Annotated in this window: 11 protein-coding genes; 8 read left to right on the forward strand and 3 right to left on the reverse strand. The window is 40.5% G+C overall.

The window, feature by feature from the left end:
• Position 1: 1 nt before the first annotated feature.
• Together EAE92_RS11310 and EAE92_RS11315 are read right to left on the reverse strand one after the other, a co-directional pair.
• The gene (locus EAE92_RS11310; protein ID WP_214068180.1) at positions 2–385 is read right to left on the reverse strand and encodes an ArsC family reductase; all 384 of its coding nucleotides are present in this window, start codon (positions 383–385) and stop codon (positions 2–4) included.
• A 225-nt stretch (positions 386–610) separates the two neighbouring features.
• The gene (locus tag EAE92_RS11315) at positions 611–1,246 is read right to left on the reverse strand and encodes a response regulator (RefSeq protein WP_011146941.1); all 636 of its coding nucleotides are present in this window, start codon (positions 1,244–1,246) and stop codon (positions 611–613) included.
• 589 nt (positions 1,247–1,835) lie between these two features.
• Here EAE92_RS11315 and maeB point away from each other — a divergent pair.
• From maeB to EAE92_RS11340, 5 genes are all read left to right on the forward strand, one after another.
• On the forward strand, positions 1,836–4,115 hold the full coding sequence (gene maeB / locus EAE92_RS11320) for an NADP-dependent oxaloacetate-decarboxylating malate dehydrogenase (protein ID WP_214068157.1): 2,280 nt from the start codon (positions 1,836–1,838) through the stop codon (positions 4,113–4,115).
• A gap of 98 nt (positions 4,116–4,213) precedes the next feature.
• Positions 4,214–5,092: a ChaN family lipoprotein gene (locus tag EAE92_RS11325; RefSeq protein WP_422616054.1), complete on the forward strand. Its 879-nt coding sequence runs from the start codon at positions 4,214–4,216 to the stop codon at positions 5,090–5,092.
• Between the two features lie 277 nt (positions 5,093–5,369).
• Positions 5,370–6,170, forward strand: a complete 801-nt coding sequence (locus EAE92_RS11330; protein ID WP_214068159.1) for a TonB family protein — start codon at positions 5,370–5,372, stop codon at positions 6,168–6,170.
• 131 nt (positions 6,171–6,301) lie between these two features.
• A complete protein-coding gene (locus tag EAE92_RS11335; RefSeq protein WP_214068181.1) occupies positions 6,302–8,359 on the forward strand; it encodes a S9 family peptidase in 2,058 nt (685 codons plus the stop codon).
• Positions 8,360–8,488: 129 nt separating this feature from the next.
• Positions 8,489–10,765, forward strand: coding sequence for a TonB-dependent receptor (locus EAE92_RS11340; RefSeq protein WP_214068160.1), 2,277 nt, complete (start codon positions 8,489–8,491; stop codon positions 10,763–10,765).
• A gap of 31 nt (positions 10,766–10,796) precedes the next feature.
• Here EAE92_RS11340 and xseA read toward each other — a convergent pair whose 3' ends face one another.
• Positions 10,797–12,170 (reverse strand): exodeoxyribonuclease VII large subunit, encoded by a 1,374-nt coding sequence (gene xseA / locus EAE92_RS11345; RefSeq protein WP_110086443.1) that lies wholly within the window; start codon positions 12,168–12,170, stop codon positions 10,797–10,799.
• A 172-nt stretch (positions 12,171–12,342) separates the two neighbouring features.
• Here xseA and guaB point away from each other — a divergent pair, with 172 nt between their 5' ends.
• From guaB to EAE92_RS11360, 3 genes are all read left to right on the forward strand, one after another.
• On the forward strand, positions 12,343–13,809 hold the full coding sequence (gene guaB / locus EAE92_RS11350) for an IMP dehydrogenase (protein ID WP_105395649.1): 1,467 nt from the start codon (positions 12,343–12,345) through the stop codon (positions 13,807–13,809).
• A 73-nt stretch (positions 13,810–13,882) separates the two neighbouring features.
• Positions 13,883–15,460 carry a glutamine-hydrolyzing GMP synthase gene (gene guaA, locus EAE92_RS11355; protein WP_214068161.1) on the forward strand — a complete coding sequence of 526 codons (1,578 nt, stop codon included), beginning with the start codon at positions 13,883–13,885 and terminating at the stop codon, positions 15,458–15,460.
• Between the two features lie 387 nt (positions 15,461–15,847).
• Positions 15,848–17,794, forward strand: coding sequence for a tetratricopeptide repeat protein (locus tag EAE92_RS11360; RefSeq protein ID WP_214068162.1), 1,947 nt, complete (start codon positions 15,848–15,850; stop codon positions 17,792–17,794).
• Positions 17,795–17,926 lie beyond the last annotated feature (132 nt).

A 17,926-nucleotide genomic window follows, 5' to 3' on the forward strand; every position in this document is an offset into this window, starting at 1 on the left:
TTCAGAGTGCCTCAGCAAAAAATCGCTGATATTCATCCACTTTATAGCCTAATAGGCAATCACCTTTTGCAGAAATTAATAGTGGACGTTTGATAATAGCGGGTTGTTCCAACATCAACGCTTTTGCCGCGTCAGCATTATTAATTGTTGCTCGTTGTTGATCGGTCAGTTTACGCCAAGTTGTACCGCGGGTGTTAATCAATGATTCCCAACCAAGTTTGTCAATAAATGACTGCAAAAGTGTTGCACTTAATCCATCAACACGATAATCATGAAACAGGTAAGTAATTTTCTGCTCTTCCAGCCAACGACGGGCTTTTTTTATCGTGTCACAATTCTTAATCCCATAGAGAGTAAAAGCGGGTTGAGAAGATTTATCCAACATCATTTAACAGATCCTTAAAGAAAATTTAAATACCTAAACATAATGCTGGAAAATGCTAGTTTTATCCAGATGATATCCTGATTTTTATTACCGGAGATACCAAAGCAGGAGACTCAATTTTGTTGGCTGGTTTCATAGGAGGTATTTGCTGCATAACATTTGCTACATAACGACGATAAGAGCCGATCCTCGGTAATAAGCTCAAGGATCGGTTCGGGAGAAGTATTAGGCTACTCCATTTTTCCTATGTTGCAAATACATGATTGTTGCAGCCAGGCGGGAACGTACATTCAGTTTTTTTAACAAGTTTCTGATGTGTACCTTCACGGTCTCTTCAGAAATAAATAAGACATCAGCAACTTCCTTATTAGTCATGCCACTGGAAACTTCTTTTAATACATCTAACTCACGTTTAGTCAATTCAGATAAAGGATCAACATGTTTATGACGGTTAGCGAGATGTTGGTATATTTTTTCGCTAAATACAGTTTGTCCACGAGCAGCGTGGCGAATACTGCTTAATAACGAATCTAAATCGCTATCTTTAAGTAAGTAGCCATTGGCTCCAGCGTCAATAGCGGCGTAAACATCATTTCGGTCATCTGAAACGGATAATACCAGTACATAGGAATTGATCCCTTTTCTACGGATAGATTTAATTGTGTCCACGCCTGAAAGACCATTCATATTGAGATCTATCATAATGACATCAGGTTTCAGCTTGCATGCAATATTTATTGCTTCTTCACCATTGTCAGCTTCTGCTGTCACGGTAAGCGCTCGATCGAGCTCTACAATCTGTTTCAAGCCATGGCGAATGAGAGGGTGGTCATCAACTATCATCACTGAATGGTTATACATTTTCCTTCTCCCTTAATAAGTAAAGCCACGAAATGCAGACTTTGAATTTGATTAAAAGGCAGTAATGAATGGGTCTGCCATAAATTAAATTGCTATGAAAAAATTTTACCAAAACCGATTGATTTACAGAATTGATAGCTCTGTAAGTCCAGAAAGCACATCCTGATATAAAAATATAAATAGCGCAAATTAGTTTGATAAGTAAAAAAAGAAGATGAGTAATTTTCACAAAAAACACATAACTTCCTGACTTAAAATGATGTTAAAAATCAATAAATTAAATTTGTGATTATTAGATTTGTTTTCTTTTATAAAATTTATTTTAATTGAATTTATATTGAGAGTTTTTTCATGCGATAATTATTTTAGTTATTATAACATCAATGATATTATATAAATGGTAATGTTTCTTTCTTTATTTTCCTATATAAAGTAGGGGTATGGGGGTAAATTGGGTAGTGTTTTTTATGAGCGAAAAAGTGCTACTTTATTGATAAGGTGCTGTCAATGTTATGATTTGACACACAGTACCGATTATACTGCTCCTGCTCTTACTCCAGATTGTAGATTGTATATAAAGGATCCGACGATGGATGAAAAATTAAAACAGAGTGCATTGGATTTTCACCAGTTTCCACAACCAGGGAAAATCACGATTACTCCAACTAAGCCTCTGACAACTCAGCGAGATTTAGCCTTAGCTTATTCACCGGGTGTTGCCGCGCCTTGCCTGGAAATTGCAGAAGATCCATTAGCGGCTTACAAATATACGGCGCGTGGCAATCTTGTGGCCGTGATATCTAATGGTAGCGCGGTCTTAGGATTGGGGAATATTGGCGCACTGGCAGGTAAGCCAGTGATGGAAGGAAAAGGTGTCCTGTTTAAAAAATTCTCAGGTATTGATGTATTTGATATTGAAGTCGATGAGTCTGATCCTGATAAATTGATTGATATCATTGCGGCGCTGGAGCCGACATTTGGGGGAATTAACCTCGAAGATATTAAAGCACCGGAGTGTTTCTATATTGAGAAAAAACTTCGGGAAAAAATGAACATTCCGGTATTCCATGATGACCAGCATGGCACAGCGATAATTTGTACCGCTGCTGTTTTGAATGGCTTGCGGATTATGAAAAAAGAGATTTCAGCGGTTCGCTTAGTTGTTTCTGGCGCCGGTGCTGCCTCAATTGCCTGTATGAACTTGCTGGTTGCGCTTGGGTTGCAACGCGAGAATATTGTGGTATGCGATTCTAAAGGGGTGATTTATCGCGGTCGCGATAGAAATATGGAAGAGACTAAAGCTGCCTATGCGATTGAAGACAATGGCAGCCGCACATTAGCTGATGTTATCCCTGGTGCGGATATTTTCCTCGGATGTTCCGGCCCTGGCGTGTTGACTCAGGACATGGTGAAAACGATGGCCAAAGATCCACTCATCATGGCATTAGCAAACCCTGAACCGGAAATTTTGCCGCCATTGGCGAAACAAGTTCGCCCTGATGCCATCATTTGTACCGGCCGTTCTGATTATCCGAATCAGGTTAATAATGTGCTCTGTTTCCCGTTTATTTTCCGTGGCGCGCTGGATGTTGGCGCAACAACCATTAACGAAGAGATGAAGCTTGCTTGTGTTCATGCGATTGCTGATTTAGCGCTGGCGGAACAGAGCGAAGAAGTGGCTTCCGCTTATAATGATCAGGATCTGTTTTTTGGTCCGGAATATATTATTCCTAAACCATTTGATCCACGCCTGATTGTGAAAATTGCCCCGGCAGTTGCCAAAGCGGCAATGGATTCTGGCGTGGCAACCCGTCCGATTAAAGACTTTGGCGCATATATTGAGAAGCTAAATGAGTTTGTCTATAAAACAAACTTGTTTATGAAACCTATTTTTTCTCAGGCTAAGAAAGCGAAAAAGCGTATCGTTTTGGCCGAAGGGGAAGAAGTACGTGTATTGCATGCGACTCAGGAATTGATCTCTCTTGGGCTGGCTTACCCAATTCTAATTGGTCGCCCCAGTGTTATCGAAATGCGTATTCAGAAACTGGGATTGCATATTGAAGCGGGTAAAGATTTTGAAGTCGTTAATAATGAGAATGATCCGCGCTTCAAAAAATACTGGCAGGAATACCATAATATTATGAAACGTCGAGGTGTTTCTGCTGAACAAGCTCGCCGGGCAGTTATCGGTAATCCAACCCTGATTGGGGCGATTATGGTACTGCGTGGTGAAGCTGATGGTCTGATTTGTGGTACCGTTGGCAGTTATAGTGAACATTACGAGGTTGTGAGAAACGTATTTGGTTTCCGTGATGGGGTTCATACTGCTGGTGCAATGAATGCATTGATGTTGCCAAGCGGTAATACTTTTATTGCGGATACTTATGTCAATAATGATCCAACGCCTGAGCAATTGGCCGAGATTACCCTTATGGCGGCAGAAACTATCCGTCGTTTCGGTATTGAACCAAAAGTTGCGCTGCTTTCTCATTCAAGTTTTGGTTCCACAGATTGCCTCTCAGCGCAGAAAATGCGTCAGACGCTGGAGTTGGTGAATAAAATGTCGCCTTCACTTGAAATTGATGGTGAAATGCACGGTGATGCTGCATTGGTTGAAAGTATTCGCCGTGACATCATGCCAGATAGCCCATTGAAAGGGGCTGCCAATCTGTTAATTATGCCGAATATGGAATCTGCCCGTATCAGTTATAACTTGCTACGTGTCACCAGTTCTGAAGGCGTTACTGTTGGCCCAGTTCTGATGGGGGTTTCCAAACCGGTACACATTCTGACGCCAATCTCTTCTGTACGCCGTATCGTCAATATGGTCGCTCTGGCGGCAGTTGAAGCGCAAACTCATCCGCTGTAACACCTATTGCCCCTGTTCCCTATATGGACAGGGGCTGTTTGTTGTAAACGATTCTTATTATCTATATGATGCGCAAAACATTAATATGGATAATGGACATGATAAAATTTCTCACGACTGTAAAATCTTTTCTGATTATCTGTGGTTTACTGATCTTATCTGGATGTGTATCTGTACAACAAAAACCAACTCTCCAAACGCTTTCACCGGAACTCACTCAGCAAGGGGCTATTATCGATCTTAAAACAGGTCACGCCCTGACCCCTGATGAATTGCTCAATCGATTGGCGCCGCATCAGCGGATAGTGGTGGGTGAAAAACATGATAATCCATATCATCATCAAATCGAGCTTTGGTTGGTTCAGCAACTTCCGCTCAAAAGAGAGCAGGGTTCGGTCCTGTTAGAGATGATTAATCCTGATCAGCAGCAAAAAGTGAATAAAGTTAAGAGTTGGTTGCAAACTAAGCCTATTGTACGTGAAAGCCGTATAAAAGAGCTTCTTACATGGCGAGAGGGGTGGCCGTGGGAGTTGTATGGCGGGTTGGTCATGGAGCTGATATCTCAGCCTTATCCGTTGCTGTCTGCAAACTTGGATCGCGGTGAAATTAAAGCGGCTTACAGTAACCCTCCGCTCCTCCAGGGGAATATTTCTGTTGCTGAAAATGTCAAAGCGCAGATTAAAGCGGTGATTGAAGATGTCCACGGTGGTGAAATAACGGAACAACAGTTATCTGCCATGACAACTATTCAGCAAATGCGGGATCGCAGAATGGCGGAACAGCTACTTAAAGCGCCAGTTCCCGCCATACTGATTGCGGGCGGATATCATGCAACGAAAGTGATGGGTGTTCCTCTGCATGTTAAAGAGCTATCGCCCCAAGAGGACCTTGTTGTGTTGATCATCGCTGAAAAAAGCAATGTACTGGATGACCAATATGCTGATTATGTCTGGTATACACCAGTAAAGAAACCATAGATATTTTAAACAAATATCCCCGTTATCTTTCAAGTTGTCTCTTTGTTGGCTGCACTCGCTCACCCCGGTCACATAGTTAGCTATGCTCCCGGGGATTCACTCCTTTGCCGTCGCGATACATCTTGAAATCCATAGGGTATAGTGGTCTTTTCCCTTATATAAAGGGCTTTGGCACAAGGATGTGCTCAAGTTAACGATACATGTAAAAATAATTTTCATTAGCATATGAAATTAATTATCATTACTAAATGATAATTAAAATTATGCGCTATCATCCATGTTGACGCTGACACACCCGGCCTTTAAAACGGGTCATTTTAAAAAAGGACTTGTTTCTGCTATCGCTGTTCACCTCATTTTGGCTGGCTGGATTATCTACCAACCAGAAGAAATTGCCGTTGATGAACTGATGCCGCCATCGGCGGTGATGATGGAGCTTTCATTGTTGACAGAAGCGACACATCAGGTACACAAACAACCTATTGGTATTGAACAGCAACTTTCTGTTGCCAGCCGACAGCAGGAAAGTGAGGTTAATGAGATTAAAACGCCTGAGCTTATGAAAGATGAACAGGCGCAGATTCTGGTGCATAAACCTAAAAAACAGGAAAAGCGCCATGAAGAGCTTAAAAAGACGCCACCGGTGAAGCGCCAGCAGGTAGAAGAACAAGAGAGTGAAAAATCTCAAAATAATGCTGCTATGGCAAGTAGTACGGCCACTTCTACTAATCTGACTTCGCGAGTCGCCGCTGCTTATGATAGTGATTCAAAGGCGGTTGCTGATGCGGATGCGCTATGGCGAGCGGAAGTTGTCGGGCATTTAAATCGGTATAAACGTTATCCGGAGGATGCGCAGAGAAGAAATCGCACTGGTCGTCCTACAGTCAGATTCACGATTGATAGACAGGGCTATGTCACTAACAGTGACTTAGTTCGTCGTTCCGGAACCCATTCTTTAGACAGGGAAGCGAAGCGAATTCTGGCAAGGGCGCAGCCGTTGCCAGCTCCCCCGAATATCGTTTTAAACGGTAATGAAATTACGATAGAAATTCCGATTGATTTTAGTTTAACTAATTAATATTTTTAAATGACTTAAGGACAGCATATATGTTAAGGCAGCAAGCGAGATTTGCCCTGAAAACTAAAGGGCTGTTATTGATATTTTTATTGAGCGGCTGGTTGAATTCTGCCGCCGCAGAGGAAGGAATTATGCCACCAAAGGCTATGAAGCAACCACACCATATAACTGTTCACGGTGATACTCGTATAGATGATTATTACTGGATGCGGGATGATACTCGTAAGGATCAAAAAGTCATTGATTATCTGACAGCCGAAAATAAATATACCGAACAGGTGTTAAAACCTGGTGAACAGTTGCGGGATACATTATACGAAGAAATGGTTGGCAGGATGAAGCAGGATGATCAATCAGTACCCTATACTTATAATGGGTATATTTATCGGACAACCTATGAAACTGGAAAAGATTTCCCGATTTATCAGCGTAAACCTGCTGATGGCTCATCAGATTGGCAAGTGCTGGTCGATGGTAATGAAAGAGCTAAAGGGCATGAATATTATCAATTGAGTAATTTTGCGATTACTCCAGATAATAAACGTATTGCGATTGCTGAAGATACGCAGGGGCGCCGTAATTATCAGATCTCTTTTAAAGATCTTGCTGACAAACAGTGGAATAACGATGTAATAAACAATACTTCTGGTAATATTGTTTGGGCGAATGATAACAATACGTTGTTTTATGTGCGCAAACATTCACAAACATTGTTGCCATATCAGGTATTTCGTCATCAATATGGTACTAATGCCAGCGAAGATCAGAAGATATATCAGGAAGAAGATGAGCGTTTTTATTTAAGCATGTCTAAAAGCACTTCCCGTGATTATATTATGTTATCGATAACCAGTAATTCGACTTCTGAATACTTACTGATTGATGCAAATAAACCACAAGCTGAACTGCAACTCTTTTCTCCTCGTCAAGAAGGCCGAGAGTATTATATTGACCATTTCCGCGATCATTTCTACATCCGTTCAAATCATGAGAATGAAACTTATGGGCTTTATCAGACGGACGCCATCAATACACCGTGGAAAATAGTTATTGCTCCGCAGCAGGATAGCGATCTTGAAGACTTCGATCTGTTTAATGACTGGTTAGTCGTACAGGAGCGAACAAAAGGATTACCGACAATTCGTCAAATTAATTGGCAGACACAGCAAGAAAAACAGATTAAGTTTGATGATCCAAGTTATATGGCATGGATTGATTACAACCCTGAACCCGATACTGATTTTGTCCGTTATGGTTATTCATCTATGACGACACCAAGTTCAACGTTCCAATGGAATATGAAAACAGGTGAGCGGGAATTACTTAAGCAGCAAGAAGTAAAAGGTTTCGATAAGCATCATTATGAGAGCCAGCGTATTTGGGTGAAGGCTCGTGATGGCGTTGAAGTTCCTGTCTCTCTGGTTTATCGAAAATCATTGTTCAAAAAAGGCCAAAACCCGATATTAATATATGGTTATGGGGCTTATGGTATCAGCATGGACCCTTCATTTAGTTCACCGCGATTGAGTTTATTAGATCGGGGCTTTGTTTACGCCTTGGTGCATGTACGTGGTGGCGGAGAACTGGGTAAAAAATGGTATCTACAAGGTAAAGTCGAAAATAAAATGAATAGTTTTAATGACTTTATCGATGTGACTAAGGCACTGATCGCTCAGAAATATGGTGACAGTAAACGTGTTTATGCGATGGGAGGGAGTGCTGGTGGTTTGCTGATGGGGGCTGTGATTAATCAGGCGCCGGAATTATATCGCGGCGTGGTTGCTCAAGTTCCATTTGTTGATGCCGTGACAACCATGCTTGATCCTTCTATTCCCCTGACAGTTGGAGAATATGAGGAGTGGGGTAATCCTGAAAATAAAGAGGATTATTCCCGGATTAAATCATATAGTCCGTATGACAATATAAAACACCAACGTTATCCAAATTTATTGGTGACGAGTGGGTTTTATGATTCCCAAGTGCAATATTGGGAACCGACGAAATGGGTAGCAAAATTACGGGATATGAAGGAAGGTAACTCTATTCTGTTATTAGAAACCAATATGAGCGCCGGGCATGGTGGTAAATCAGGTCGATTTAATCGATTAAAAGATACTGCAATGGATTACAGTTTTATTTTGATGCTGGATGATGCTAAAAAGTATTTTCCGCAATTAAAAGATAACTGAAATAAATTATAAATAATATAAATTTGTTATTTGAAGCACTGATAATAATTTATCAGTGCTAAACATTTTTATTCTCTAAAAACTGGTGTGTGAGCAAATATTGATTTGTATGCATTTAGGATAATTGAAATGAAAATAATGACAAAGATAGCAGGGGCTGGTGTGGTTTTAATTGGGCTGCAAGGATTTGCTTATGGTGAGGAAAAGCAAGAGAGGAAATCAGATAAGGTAATGAAGTTCAGTAGCCTTAAGGTTTCTGGTTCGCAGGATGACGCGGAAGTGCGGGCAATGGAAAGGCCCGGTTCTTACAGTTCTAAAGGTGAAGATACAAAACTTCAATCAATGGATAGCATATTACGTAGTATGCCAGGGACCTATACCCAAATAGATCCGGGGCAGGGAACGGTGAGTGTGAATATTCGTGGATTAAGTGGATTTGGTCGAGTAAATATGATGGTTGATGGTGTTAGCCAGAGTTTTTATGGTACATCTCCGACAAGTCCAGCTCACGGTACTACTTATAACCAATTCGGTACAATCATTGATCCTAATTTTATTGTAGGAGTTGATGTCAATCGTGGTCAATCTGATGGCGCAGGTAGTGTTAATGCGTTGGTAGGTAGCGCCAATTTTCGCACAATTGGTGTAGATGATGTGATATTCGCAGGGAATTCATTGGGAGTACGTACGAAAACAGCTTATGGAAATAATGGTATTGGCTATAATGGCATGATAGCGGTTGCGGGTAAAACACCCGCTTTCAGTTCTGAAGGCTCAATAGGTGCTATGCTGGCTGTCAGCGGGCATTCAATTGATGCACATTATAAGAATGGCGACGGAGTATTAAGCGATGAGTTTGTTACAGATAAATCGTTTAAGCAAAAACCCAATTCTCAATTAATGAAAATAAAAATTGAACCAAATGAATTTCATGATATGGAGATAAGTGGTCGTAACTATCATAATAAATTCACCCGCCGTCATATTGATAGTCGGGATATTTATTTAAAATACAATTACACGCCATTTAGTGAATGGGTTGATATAAAGTTACTGGTCAGCAACAGTGAGAGTAGTCAACGCTATGAAGGTGATTCACTTTTTAAGTTGCTAAATAGCAACGCCAAAAATAAGTCAGATGCAATAGATATCAGTAATATTAGTCGCTTCGACTATGGTGATACAAATTTTGAGTTAACATTTGGCAGTAAGCTGATGGAAACCGAATACAGCAGGACAACAAGTAGTGTTTATTCTGGTCAAGGTAAAGATGAAAAAGAAAAAAAAGAATATGACAAGAAAGATGGTGAAGTAAAAGAAAATAATGTTTTCGCGCCAAGTGGTAAACAGGATATTGCCAGTATTTATGGTGGATTGAAAATAAGTCGTGGAATTTATCAGGCAGATATTACGTTTAATTATATGGACTATAGTGTTAAAGGCTATAAACCGGCTTGTGATCTGAGAATTCCTTGTTTTCCCCAAGGCGCAACCGAATTGGATTTGAAAGAACATGGGTTTAATCCAGGTATTTTACTATCAGCAGAAATTATTCCTGAGTTCCAACCATTCGTCAGTTATGCCCGTTCAATGAGAGCGCCAAATATTCAAGAGACTTTCTATAGTAATGAAGGTGGTGGATCTATGAACCCATTTCTGAAAGGAGAGTCATCAGACACTTACCAAATTGGTTTTAACAGTTTCCGCCCAGACTTAATTGTAAAGGGAGATACTTTCCGTCTGAAAGCTGCTTGGTATCATACTAAAATAAAAAATTATATTCTCAGTGATATCTGGCTTATATGTGGCAATAGAAACAAATGTAAAGCCGATAGTTCGACAGATTACAATGAAGTCGATCCTAACATCAAAATGTATATTTACCATAATAGCTTGACTCCGGTAAAAATACACGGATATGAAATTGCTGCTGATTATGATGCTGGCATGTTTTATAGCAAATTGGCTTATAGTTGGCAAAAAACTCGCCAACCAACCTCTGCTGCTACAGCGCATTTTGGGGCAGAGCCATTGTCACAATTACCTGATCGCTTTATGACGTTGGATACCGGTGTTCGTTTATTTAATGAGAAACTCCGTGTTGGTGCGATTGTTAAATATACCGGTGATTCTCATAGACTGGACCCAGATCAATATAATTTTGATGACGATGGGAGGGTTGTACAGCAAAAAGAACCTAAAATACCAACGATAGTCGATCTTTATAGCGATTATCAGATAAATCACAATGTGTTGTTGAAATTTTCAGTACAGAACTTGGCAAATAAAAATTATTCTGAAGCACTTAATCGTGCAAACTCTTCTCCATTAATGACTGAGCAAACTTCGGCTATGCAAACCGCTCGGGGCCGGACCTATATTGCCGGTGCAGAAATCCGTTTCTGACATAGGAAAAATAAGTGGCAAAGGAAAGCCACTATTTCAGATTTGCAGATCGTTTTTTCCGTTCTTTCTTGATTTTCAACACCTCACTTTCAATCCAGCCATCTTGTAAACGGGTATTCAGGACATCACCAACATGCACTTGTTTGGTTTGTTTCAGTAATTTTCCATCCGATGTTTGATTAATGCTATAACCGCGGGCCAGGGTTGCCAAAGGGCTAACCGCTTCCATCCGTGAACAAGAAATGGCAAATTTTTCTCTGGAACGACTAATTTGCCTTTCAATCGCTTGCCTTAACCGAAAATCTTGTTGTTGAATCTGTTGGCTATATTGGTGGATCTGCGGACTAGGTTCAGCGTACCAGAGCCGTTGCTGTAATTTCTTATAAGTCAGATCACTTTGTCTCAAATGTCGTTGCAAGCTGTCAGTGAGCCGCTGGCGTAAACTGACTAGTAAATTTTGTTGACGCGCTAGTCGTAAACGAGGATGTTGTTGTTGTAAACGATGAGAGACCAGACTGAAAACACGCTGTTTCTGGGCAAAGAAGTAATCCATTGCCATTTCCAGCCGTTGTTGCTGCGACTGAATGTGACGTAACAATTCGAGCTGATTACGGCTGACTAACTCAGCCGCCGCTGATGGTGTCGGGGCGCGTAAATCTGCCACAAAGTCAGCAATAGTGACATCTGTTTCATGACCGACCGCACTGACTATCGGAATATCACTGTGAAAAATGGCTCTGGCGACGTGTTCGTCGTTGAAACTCCATAAGTCTTCTAAAGAGCCGCCTCCACGTCCGACAATCAGTACATCACACTCCTGCCGTTCATTGGCTAATTCAATAGCTCGGATAATCTGTAACGGTGCTTCTGTTCCCTGAACCGCTGTCGGATAGATGATGATGGGCAGTGATGGATCACGGCGCTTTAAAATATTCAAAATATCATGCAGGGCTGCGCCACTGGTTGAAGTAATTACACCAAGCTGTTGAGCCGGGGATGGCAATGGTTTTTTATGGCTTTGGTCAAATAACCCTTCTGTACTGAGTTTTTGTTTCAATAGTTCAAACTGTTGCTGTAACAGACCATCACCGGCGGGTTGCATACTTTCAACAATAAGCTGATAGTCCCCTCTTGGCTCATAAAGCGTAATTGCCGCACGAACTAAAACTTGCTGACCATTTTGCGGCCTGAATGTTACCCGTTGATTGCTATTGCGAAACATCGCCGCTCGCACTTGGGCACGTTCATCTTTTAGCGTGAAATACCAGTGCCCGGAGGAGGGCTGAGAAAAATTGGATATTTCAGCGCTTAGCCAAATTCTGCCCATTTCCATTTCAAGCAGTTGCCGAACCGTCTGATTGAGACGGCTGACAGAAAAAATTCCAGTATTAAAAAGTAGTGACATGTGAGAAAGATCAAATTTCAAAACAATAACTTAATGTGCTGATACTAACCTGCATCATGAAGTAAGCAAGAAATTTTTTAATAAAATGCTGGAGGCAACCGATTACGTTCTGTATAATGCCGCGGCAATATTTTATCCCTTAAATTTTCAGCAGCTTGGTGAGATATTGCTTATGTTACGAATTAAAAAAGAAGCTTTAACCTTTGATGATGTTCTGTTAGTTCCTGCTCACTCTACTGTTCTACCTAACACTGCTGACCTGTCTACTCAACTGACCTCCACCATTTGTCTAAAAGTTCCAATGTTGTCTGCCGCTATGGATACTGTCACTGAATCCGGTTTGGCTATCGCATTGGCTCAAGAAGGCGGCATGGGTTTCATCCATAAAAATATGTCTATTGAGCGTCAGGCAGAAGAAGTTAGCCGAGTCAAAAAACATGAGAGTGGTGTTGTGACAGATCCAGTCACTGTGGCGCCTGAAACAACGCTGCGTGAAGTTAAAGAATTGACAGAACGTAATGGTTTTGCGGGTTATCCGGTTGTCACTGGAGGAAATGAGTTGGTTGGTATTATTACTGGCCGTGATGTCCGTTTCGTTACCGATTTGGATCAGCCTGTTACTGCGGTAATGACGCCTAAAGAGCGTCTGGTGACAGTAAAAGAAGCTGAAGCCCGTGAAGTTGTGTTGCAGAAAATGCATGAAAAACGTGTTGAGAAAGCGTTGGTAGTTGATGAAAATTTTCATCTGCTCGGCATGATCACAGTTAAAGATTTTCAGAAAGCAGAACGTAAGCCTAACGCCTGTAAGGATGAACGTGGCCGTTTACGTGTTGGCGCCGCGGTTGGCGCTGGTGCTGGCAATGAAGCGCGTATTGATGCATTGGTTGCCGCTGGTGTTGATGTTTTGCTTATTGATTCCTCGCATGGTCATTCAGAAGGGGTACTGCAACGTATCCGTGAAACTCGTGCTAAGTACCCAAATCTACAAATTATTGGTGGTAACGTGGCGACTGGGGAAGGTGCAAAAGCGCTGGTAGCGGCAGGCGTCAATGCGGTTAAAGTCGGTATTGGTCCCGGTTCTATCTGTACTACCCGTATTGTTACCGGTGTAGGAGTGCCGCAAATTACCGCTATCTCTGATGCTGTTGAAGCGTTGGAAGGCACTGGTATTCCAGTTATTGCTGATGGCGGCATTCGTTTCTCTGGCGATATTGCCAAAGCTATCGCAGCGGGAGCGTCGTGCGTTATGGTGGGTTCTATGTTGGCAGGGACAGAAGAATCACCAGGAGAAATTGAGCTGTACCAAGGACGTTCATTTAAATCTTACCGTGGCATGGGATCATTAGGGGCGATGTCCAAAGGCTCTTCTGATCGATATTTCCAAACTGATAATGCCGCAGACAAACTGGTACCGGAAGGTATTGAAGGTCGTGTTGCCTACAAAGGCTTGCTGAAAAACATTGTCCATCAGCAAATGGGAGGCTTGCGCTCCTGTATGGGACTGACCGGCTGTGCAACTATTGATGAATTGAGAACCAAAGCAGAATTTGTTCGCATTAGTGGTGCTGGCATTCAGGAAAGCCACGTTCACGATGTCACCATTATCAAAGAGTCTCCAAACTACCGGTTAGGTTTGTAATCCATATTTATTGTGGCCCGTATAAGGGCCGCTTATCTTTATTTGTTACTTGTTTTTTTGGAATTCACCGCACATGACAACTAATATCCATCAGCACCGCATTCTTATCCTTGATTTTGGTTCGCAATACACTCAATTGGTTGCTCGCCGTATCCGTGAAATCGGGGTTTATTGTGAACTTTGGGCATGGGATGTCACTGAAGAGCAAATCCGCGAATTCAACCCAAGCGGTATTATTCTTTCCGGTGGTCCGGAAAGTACTACAGCACAAGGAAGTCCACGGGCTCCTGAATATGTTTTTAACGCTGGTATTCCTGTTCTCGGCGTTTGCTATGGCATGCAAACGATGTCAGTACAATTCGGTGGTAAGGTAGAAGATTCTACTGAACGTGAATTTGGTTATGCTCAGGTTGAGATTAAAGCGGAAAGCGCATTATTCCGTGGAATTCAAGATTCATCAAATGAGCAAGGTAAACCATTATTGGATGTATGGATGAGTCACGGTGATAAAGTTACGGCAATTCCTGAGGACTTTATCACTATCGCCAGCACTGATACCTGTCCATTTGCCATTATAGCGAATGAAGAAAAACGTTTTTATGGCGTGCAATTCCACCCGGAAGTCACCCATACCCATCAGGGGCAGCGTATATTGGAACGTTTTGTACTGGATATATGCCAATGTGAAGCGTTGTGGACACCTGCTTCTATTATCGAAGATACCGTTGTACGCCTGCGTGAACAGGTTGGTGAAGATCACGTTATTCTGGGGCTGTCCGGTGGTGTTGATTCCTCTGTCACCGCATTGTTACTGCATCGTGCAATTGGTGATCGCCTGACCTGTGTATTTGTTGATAACGGTTTGTTGCGTTTGAATGAAGCTGATCAGGTGATGGAAATGTTTGCCGGCAAATTTGGGCTGAATATTGTTCATGTTCCCGCGGAAGATCGTTTCCTTGCTGCACTGGCTGGCATCAATGATCCGGAAGAGAAACGTAAAACGATTGGCCGTGTATTTATTGAAGTCTTTGATGAAGAGGCAAGTAAGCAGACTCAGGTTAAATGGCTGGCGCAAGGCACTATTTATCCAGACGTCATCGAATCAGCAGCATCTGCGACAGGCAAAGCACACGTTATCAAATCTCATCATAACGTAGGTGGTTTGCCGGAAGAGATGAAATTGGGTCTGGTGGAACCGCTGAAAGAGCTGTTTAAAGATGAAGTACGCAAGATTGGTTTGGAATTGGGATTGCCTTATGACATGTTGAACCGTCATCCATTCCCTGGCCCAGGCTTGGGTGTTCGTGTATTGGGTGAAGTGAAGAAAGAGTACTGCGATCTGCTACGTCTGGCTGATGCTATTTTCATCGAAGAGCTGCACAAAGCTGACTTGTACAATAAAGTCAGCCAGGCGTTTACCGTATTCTTGCCGGTTCGCTCCGTGGGCGTAATGGGGGATGGTCGTAAATATGACTGGGTTGTTTCGTTACGGGCAGTAGAAACGATTGATTTTATGACCGCACATTGGGCGCATTTACCATACGATTTCCTGGGCCGGGTTTCTAATCGGATTATCAATGAAGTCAATGGAATATCAAGAGTTGTCTATGATGTCAGCGGTAAACCACCTGCGACTATTGAGTGGGAGTAAAAATTTAGCTTCCATAAGCTTCTGATAAAGTCTATCAAACCCAGTTAATTCAATGGATTAACTGGGTTTTTTAGTTCATATTGAGTCCAAACGATTTCATAGAGAGGCAGTAATTTTTACCGTTCAATCTAAGCGGCAAAAATACAAGGGGAATGAGGATGCTGGCGGACACGAAACTGAAATCATTAAAGCCAAAAGATAAAATCTATAAAGTGGGTAAAAGAATTTATACGTTGTTTCGTATCGATTGTCTGATATTCCCAGCCAGGTATTTAGCCCAGATTCTGGTGGTATATTTTGGAAGGTGAAGTATAATATTATAGCTCTTTTATTCACTTGTGTATCTTATGATAAAGCATTAGAATAATTTATATTTTAGATGATTTTATGATGAATTATTTAGACGATCTTCCAAAGCATAATAAAGCAAGTAAATCAGAAATTGCAGCTATCGAAGCTGTTGAAAATGCAATTAACCAAGCTGATTTATTTGAATTACAAAGTAAAGATATGCATGATTATGGAACTGATGCTCAATTAGAACTTAAGCATAATAGCTCCATGACGAATATTCGAATTTATACTCAAGTTAAAGGCACGGAAAAAAAAGAGAATGCAGATGGATCGATTAGTATTAGTGTTAACCGTACAAATATAAATTACTTATATCGCCAAAGAAATTCTTTATATCTTTGTTATCACTTAAATAGCAAAAGGTTATTGGTTTGTTCTGTGGATGATGTTATAAGAGAATACGAGCGTATAGGAAAAAATTGGCATTCTCAAAAACAAATCACTATAAATTTTCACCAATTATTTGATAATGATTTCCAAAAAAAACTACATCAATTAATTTTATCAAAAAATAATAATATATTATCTCAACATCACCGATGGAATACTGTTGAACTACAAGAAGTAACGCAATTATTGCAACAGTCTGTACCTTCTATAGACATTCCTTATAATTATACTCAAGCTAGTCAACTATTAACTCATTTCTATAATAATGAACGAGACGATATAATATCTTATTATTTTGATGAGTTTTTTGCTGTTTTAGGTAAATCGCCCAACATTATTCAATATGCTTATATGGCAGAAATTAACTTGGGTATTAACGGGGTTCCTGTGAAAGAAGAAAGAATTCGTGCGGGAATTGATATATTTAATAAACTTATAGATAATGGGAAGTATCATAAAGGTGATATGTTATATTGCATTGGAAATGCATGGGCAGCTATTAATGATACTCAAGCAGCAAAATCTTCTTACTTATTAGCCTTAGAGCATTTAAACGAATCCCAAGTAAAAGATACTAAAGCAATGTGCTATAAAAATTTGGGGGCAGTTTATGATCAACTAGGTGAAATTGATAATGCTCGTGATGCTTATGAGAAAGCACTTAAAAACTATCCGTGTTTAAAAGAAGCACATTTATCATTAGGAATATGGCACTATAAATATAATAACGATTTCGTTGCGGCATTAAAATATTTAGACAAGGTTATGGGTTTTTCTCCGGTTAAACAAGCTACTGTACATGGATGGAAAATAGCTGTTTTTTTTGAATTGAAAGATAATATAAATGCATTCCGTGAAATTAATACTTTGCTAGGACAAACAGATCACAATGAGTGGATCTTACCTTGGTGTGCAAAAAATGTTAGTCAGTTTGGAGGAAAAGATATTGAATCGGTTAAAAAATCCTCTGAGTTTTGGCTATATTATCTATCAAAAGATTCCTCACACATTGGTGCTGAAATAGAATATCTCTTATGCCAATCATTTATTCAATTTGAAAAACAAAATACTGATATTGATTATACTGAATTTAAAAATAGAATGCTAAGTATCCTTAAACATGAATCGAATGAGCAACAAGCGTTTATTTTGGATAGGATAGGTCATTGGGCACAAGATGAAGAATTATGGGAAGAAGCTGAGCAATATTTTAGGAAAGCTTATGAACTAGAACCTCAAGGTCATTATGGTTATTGCTTAGGTGTTGTTTTAAACAACTTAAAACGTTATACAGAAGCTTTACCTTTATTACTCTTACAGGCACAAGAATATCAACCAGATGCACAAAGTTGGTATCAGGTTGCGGAAGCTTATAATGGCATGGGAGACATTGAAAATACAATTACTTCTCTTCAGAAAACATTAGAATTAGATCCTGATTTTGAAATAGCTTGGATTAATTTAGGAGGAGTATTTTTAAATAATGGTGAGTTAATAAAAGCTAAACAAATTTTGGACATTGCAATAAAAAAATTCCCTGGAAATGAAAATATTAAAATTCTTGTGCAAAGATATCCTTTTTGGAATTAATCAATATATTTTTATATTTAACTTTTCACGGTATTTTAAGCGGTATAAGTTTAATTAATTTTCATTGAAAAATAATTCAATGCAACGATTTAGTGGGAGATCACAGGGTCTATAGACATTCGTTGAAGCCTA

Source organism: Photorhabdus hainanensis (assembly GCF_018448965.1).
GTDB classification, from domain to species: Bacteria; Pseudomonadota; Gammaproteobacteria; order Enterobacterales; family Enterobacteriaceae; genus Photorhabdus; species Photorhabdus akhurstii.

Excerpts from the sequence above, each read along its gene's own strand:
- EAE92_RS11310 (WP_214068180.1), bottom strand. The coding sequence starts at position 385 with ATGTTGGATAAATCTTCTCAACCCGCTTTTACTCTCTATGGGATTAAG.
- EAE92_RS11315 (WP_011146941.1), bottom strand. The coding sequence starts at position 1,246 with ATGTATAACCATTCAGTGATGATAGTTGATGACCACCCTCTCATTCGC.
- maeB (WP_214068157.1), top strand. The coding sequence starts at position 1,836 with ATGGATGAAAAATTAAAACAGAGTGCATTGGATTTTCACCAGTTTCCA.
- EAE92_RS11325 (WP_422616054.1), top strand. The coding sequence starts at position 4,214 with ATGATAAAATTTCTCACGACTGTAAAATCTTTTCTGATTATCTGTGGT.
- EAE92_RS11330 (WP_214068159.1), top strand. The coding sequence starts at position 5,370 with ATGTTGACGCTGACACACCCGGCCTTTAAAACGGGTCATTTTAAAAAA.
- EAE92_RS11335 (WP_214068181.1), top strand. The coding sequence starts at position 6,302 with ATGCCACCAAAGGCTATGAAGCAACCACACCATATAACTGTTCACGGT.
- EAE92_RS11340 (WP_214068160.1), top strand. The coding sequence starts at position 8,489 with ATGAAAATAATGACAAAGATAGCAGGGGCTGGTGTGGTTTTAATTGGG.
- xseA (WP_110086443.1), bottom strand. The coding sequence starts at position 12,170 with ATGTCACTACTTTTTAATACTGGAATTTTTTCTGTCAGCCGTCTCAAT.
- guaB (WP_105395649.1), top strand. The coding sequence starts at position 12,343 with ATGTTACGAATTAAAAAAGAAGCTTTAACCTTTGATGATGTTCTGTTA.
- guaA (WP_214068161.1), top strand. The coding sequence starts at position 13,883 with ATGACAACTAATATCCATCAGCACCGCATTCTTATCCTTGATTTTGGT.
- EAE92_RS11360 (WP_214068162.1), top strand. The coding sequence starts at position 15,848 with ATGATGAATTATTTAGACGATCTTCCAAAGCATAATAAAGCAAGTAAA.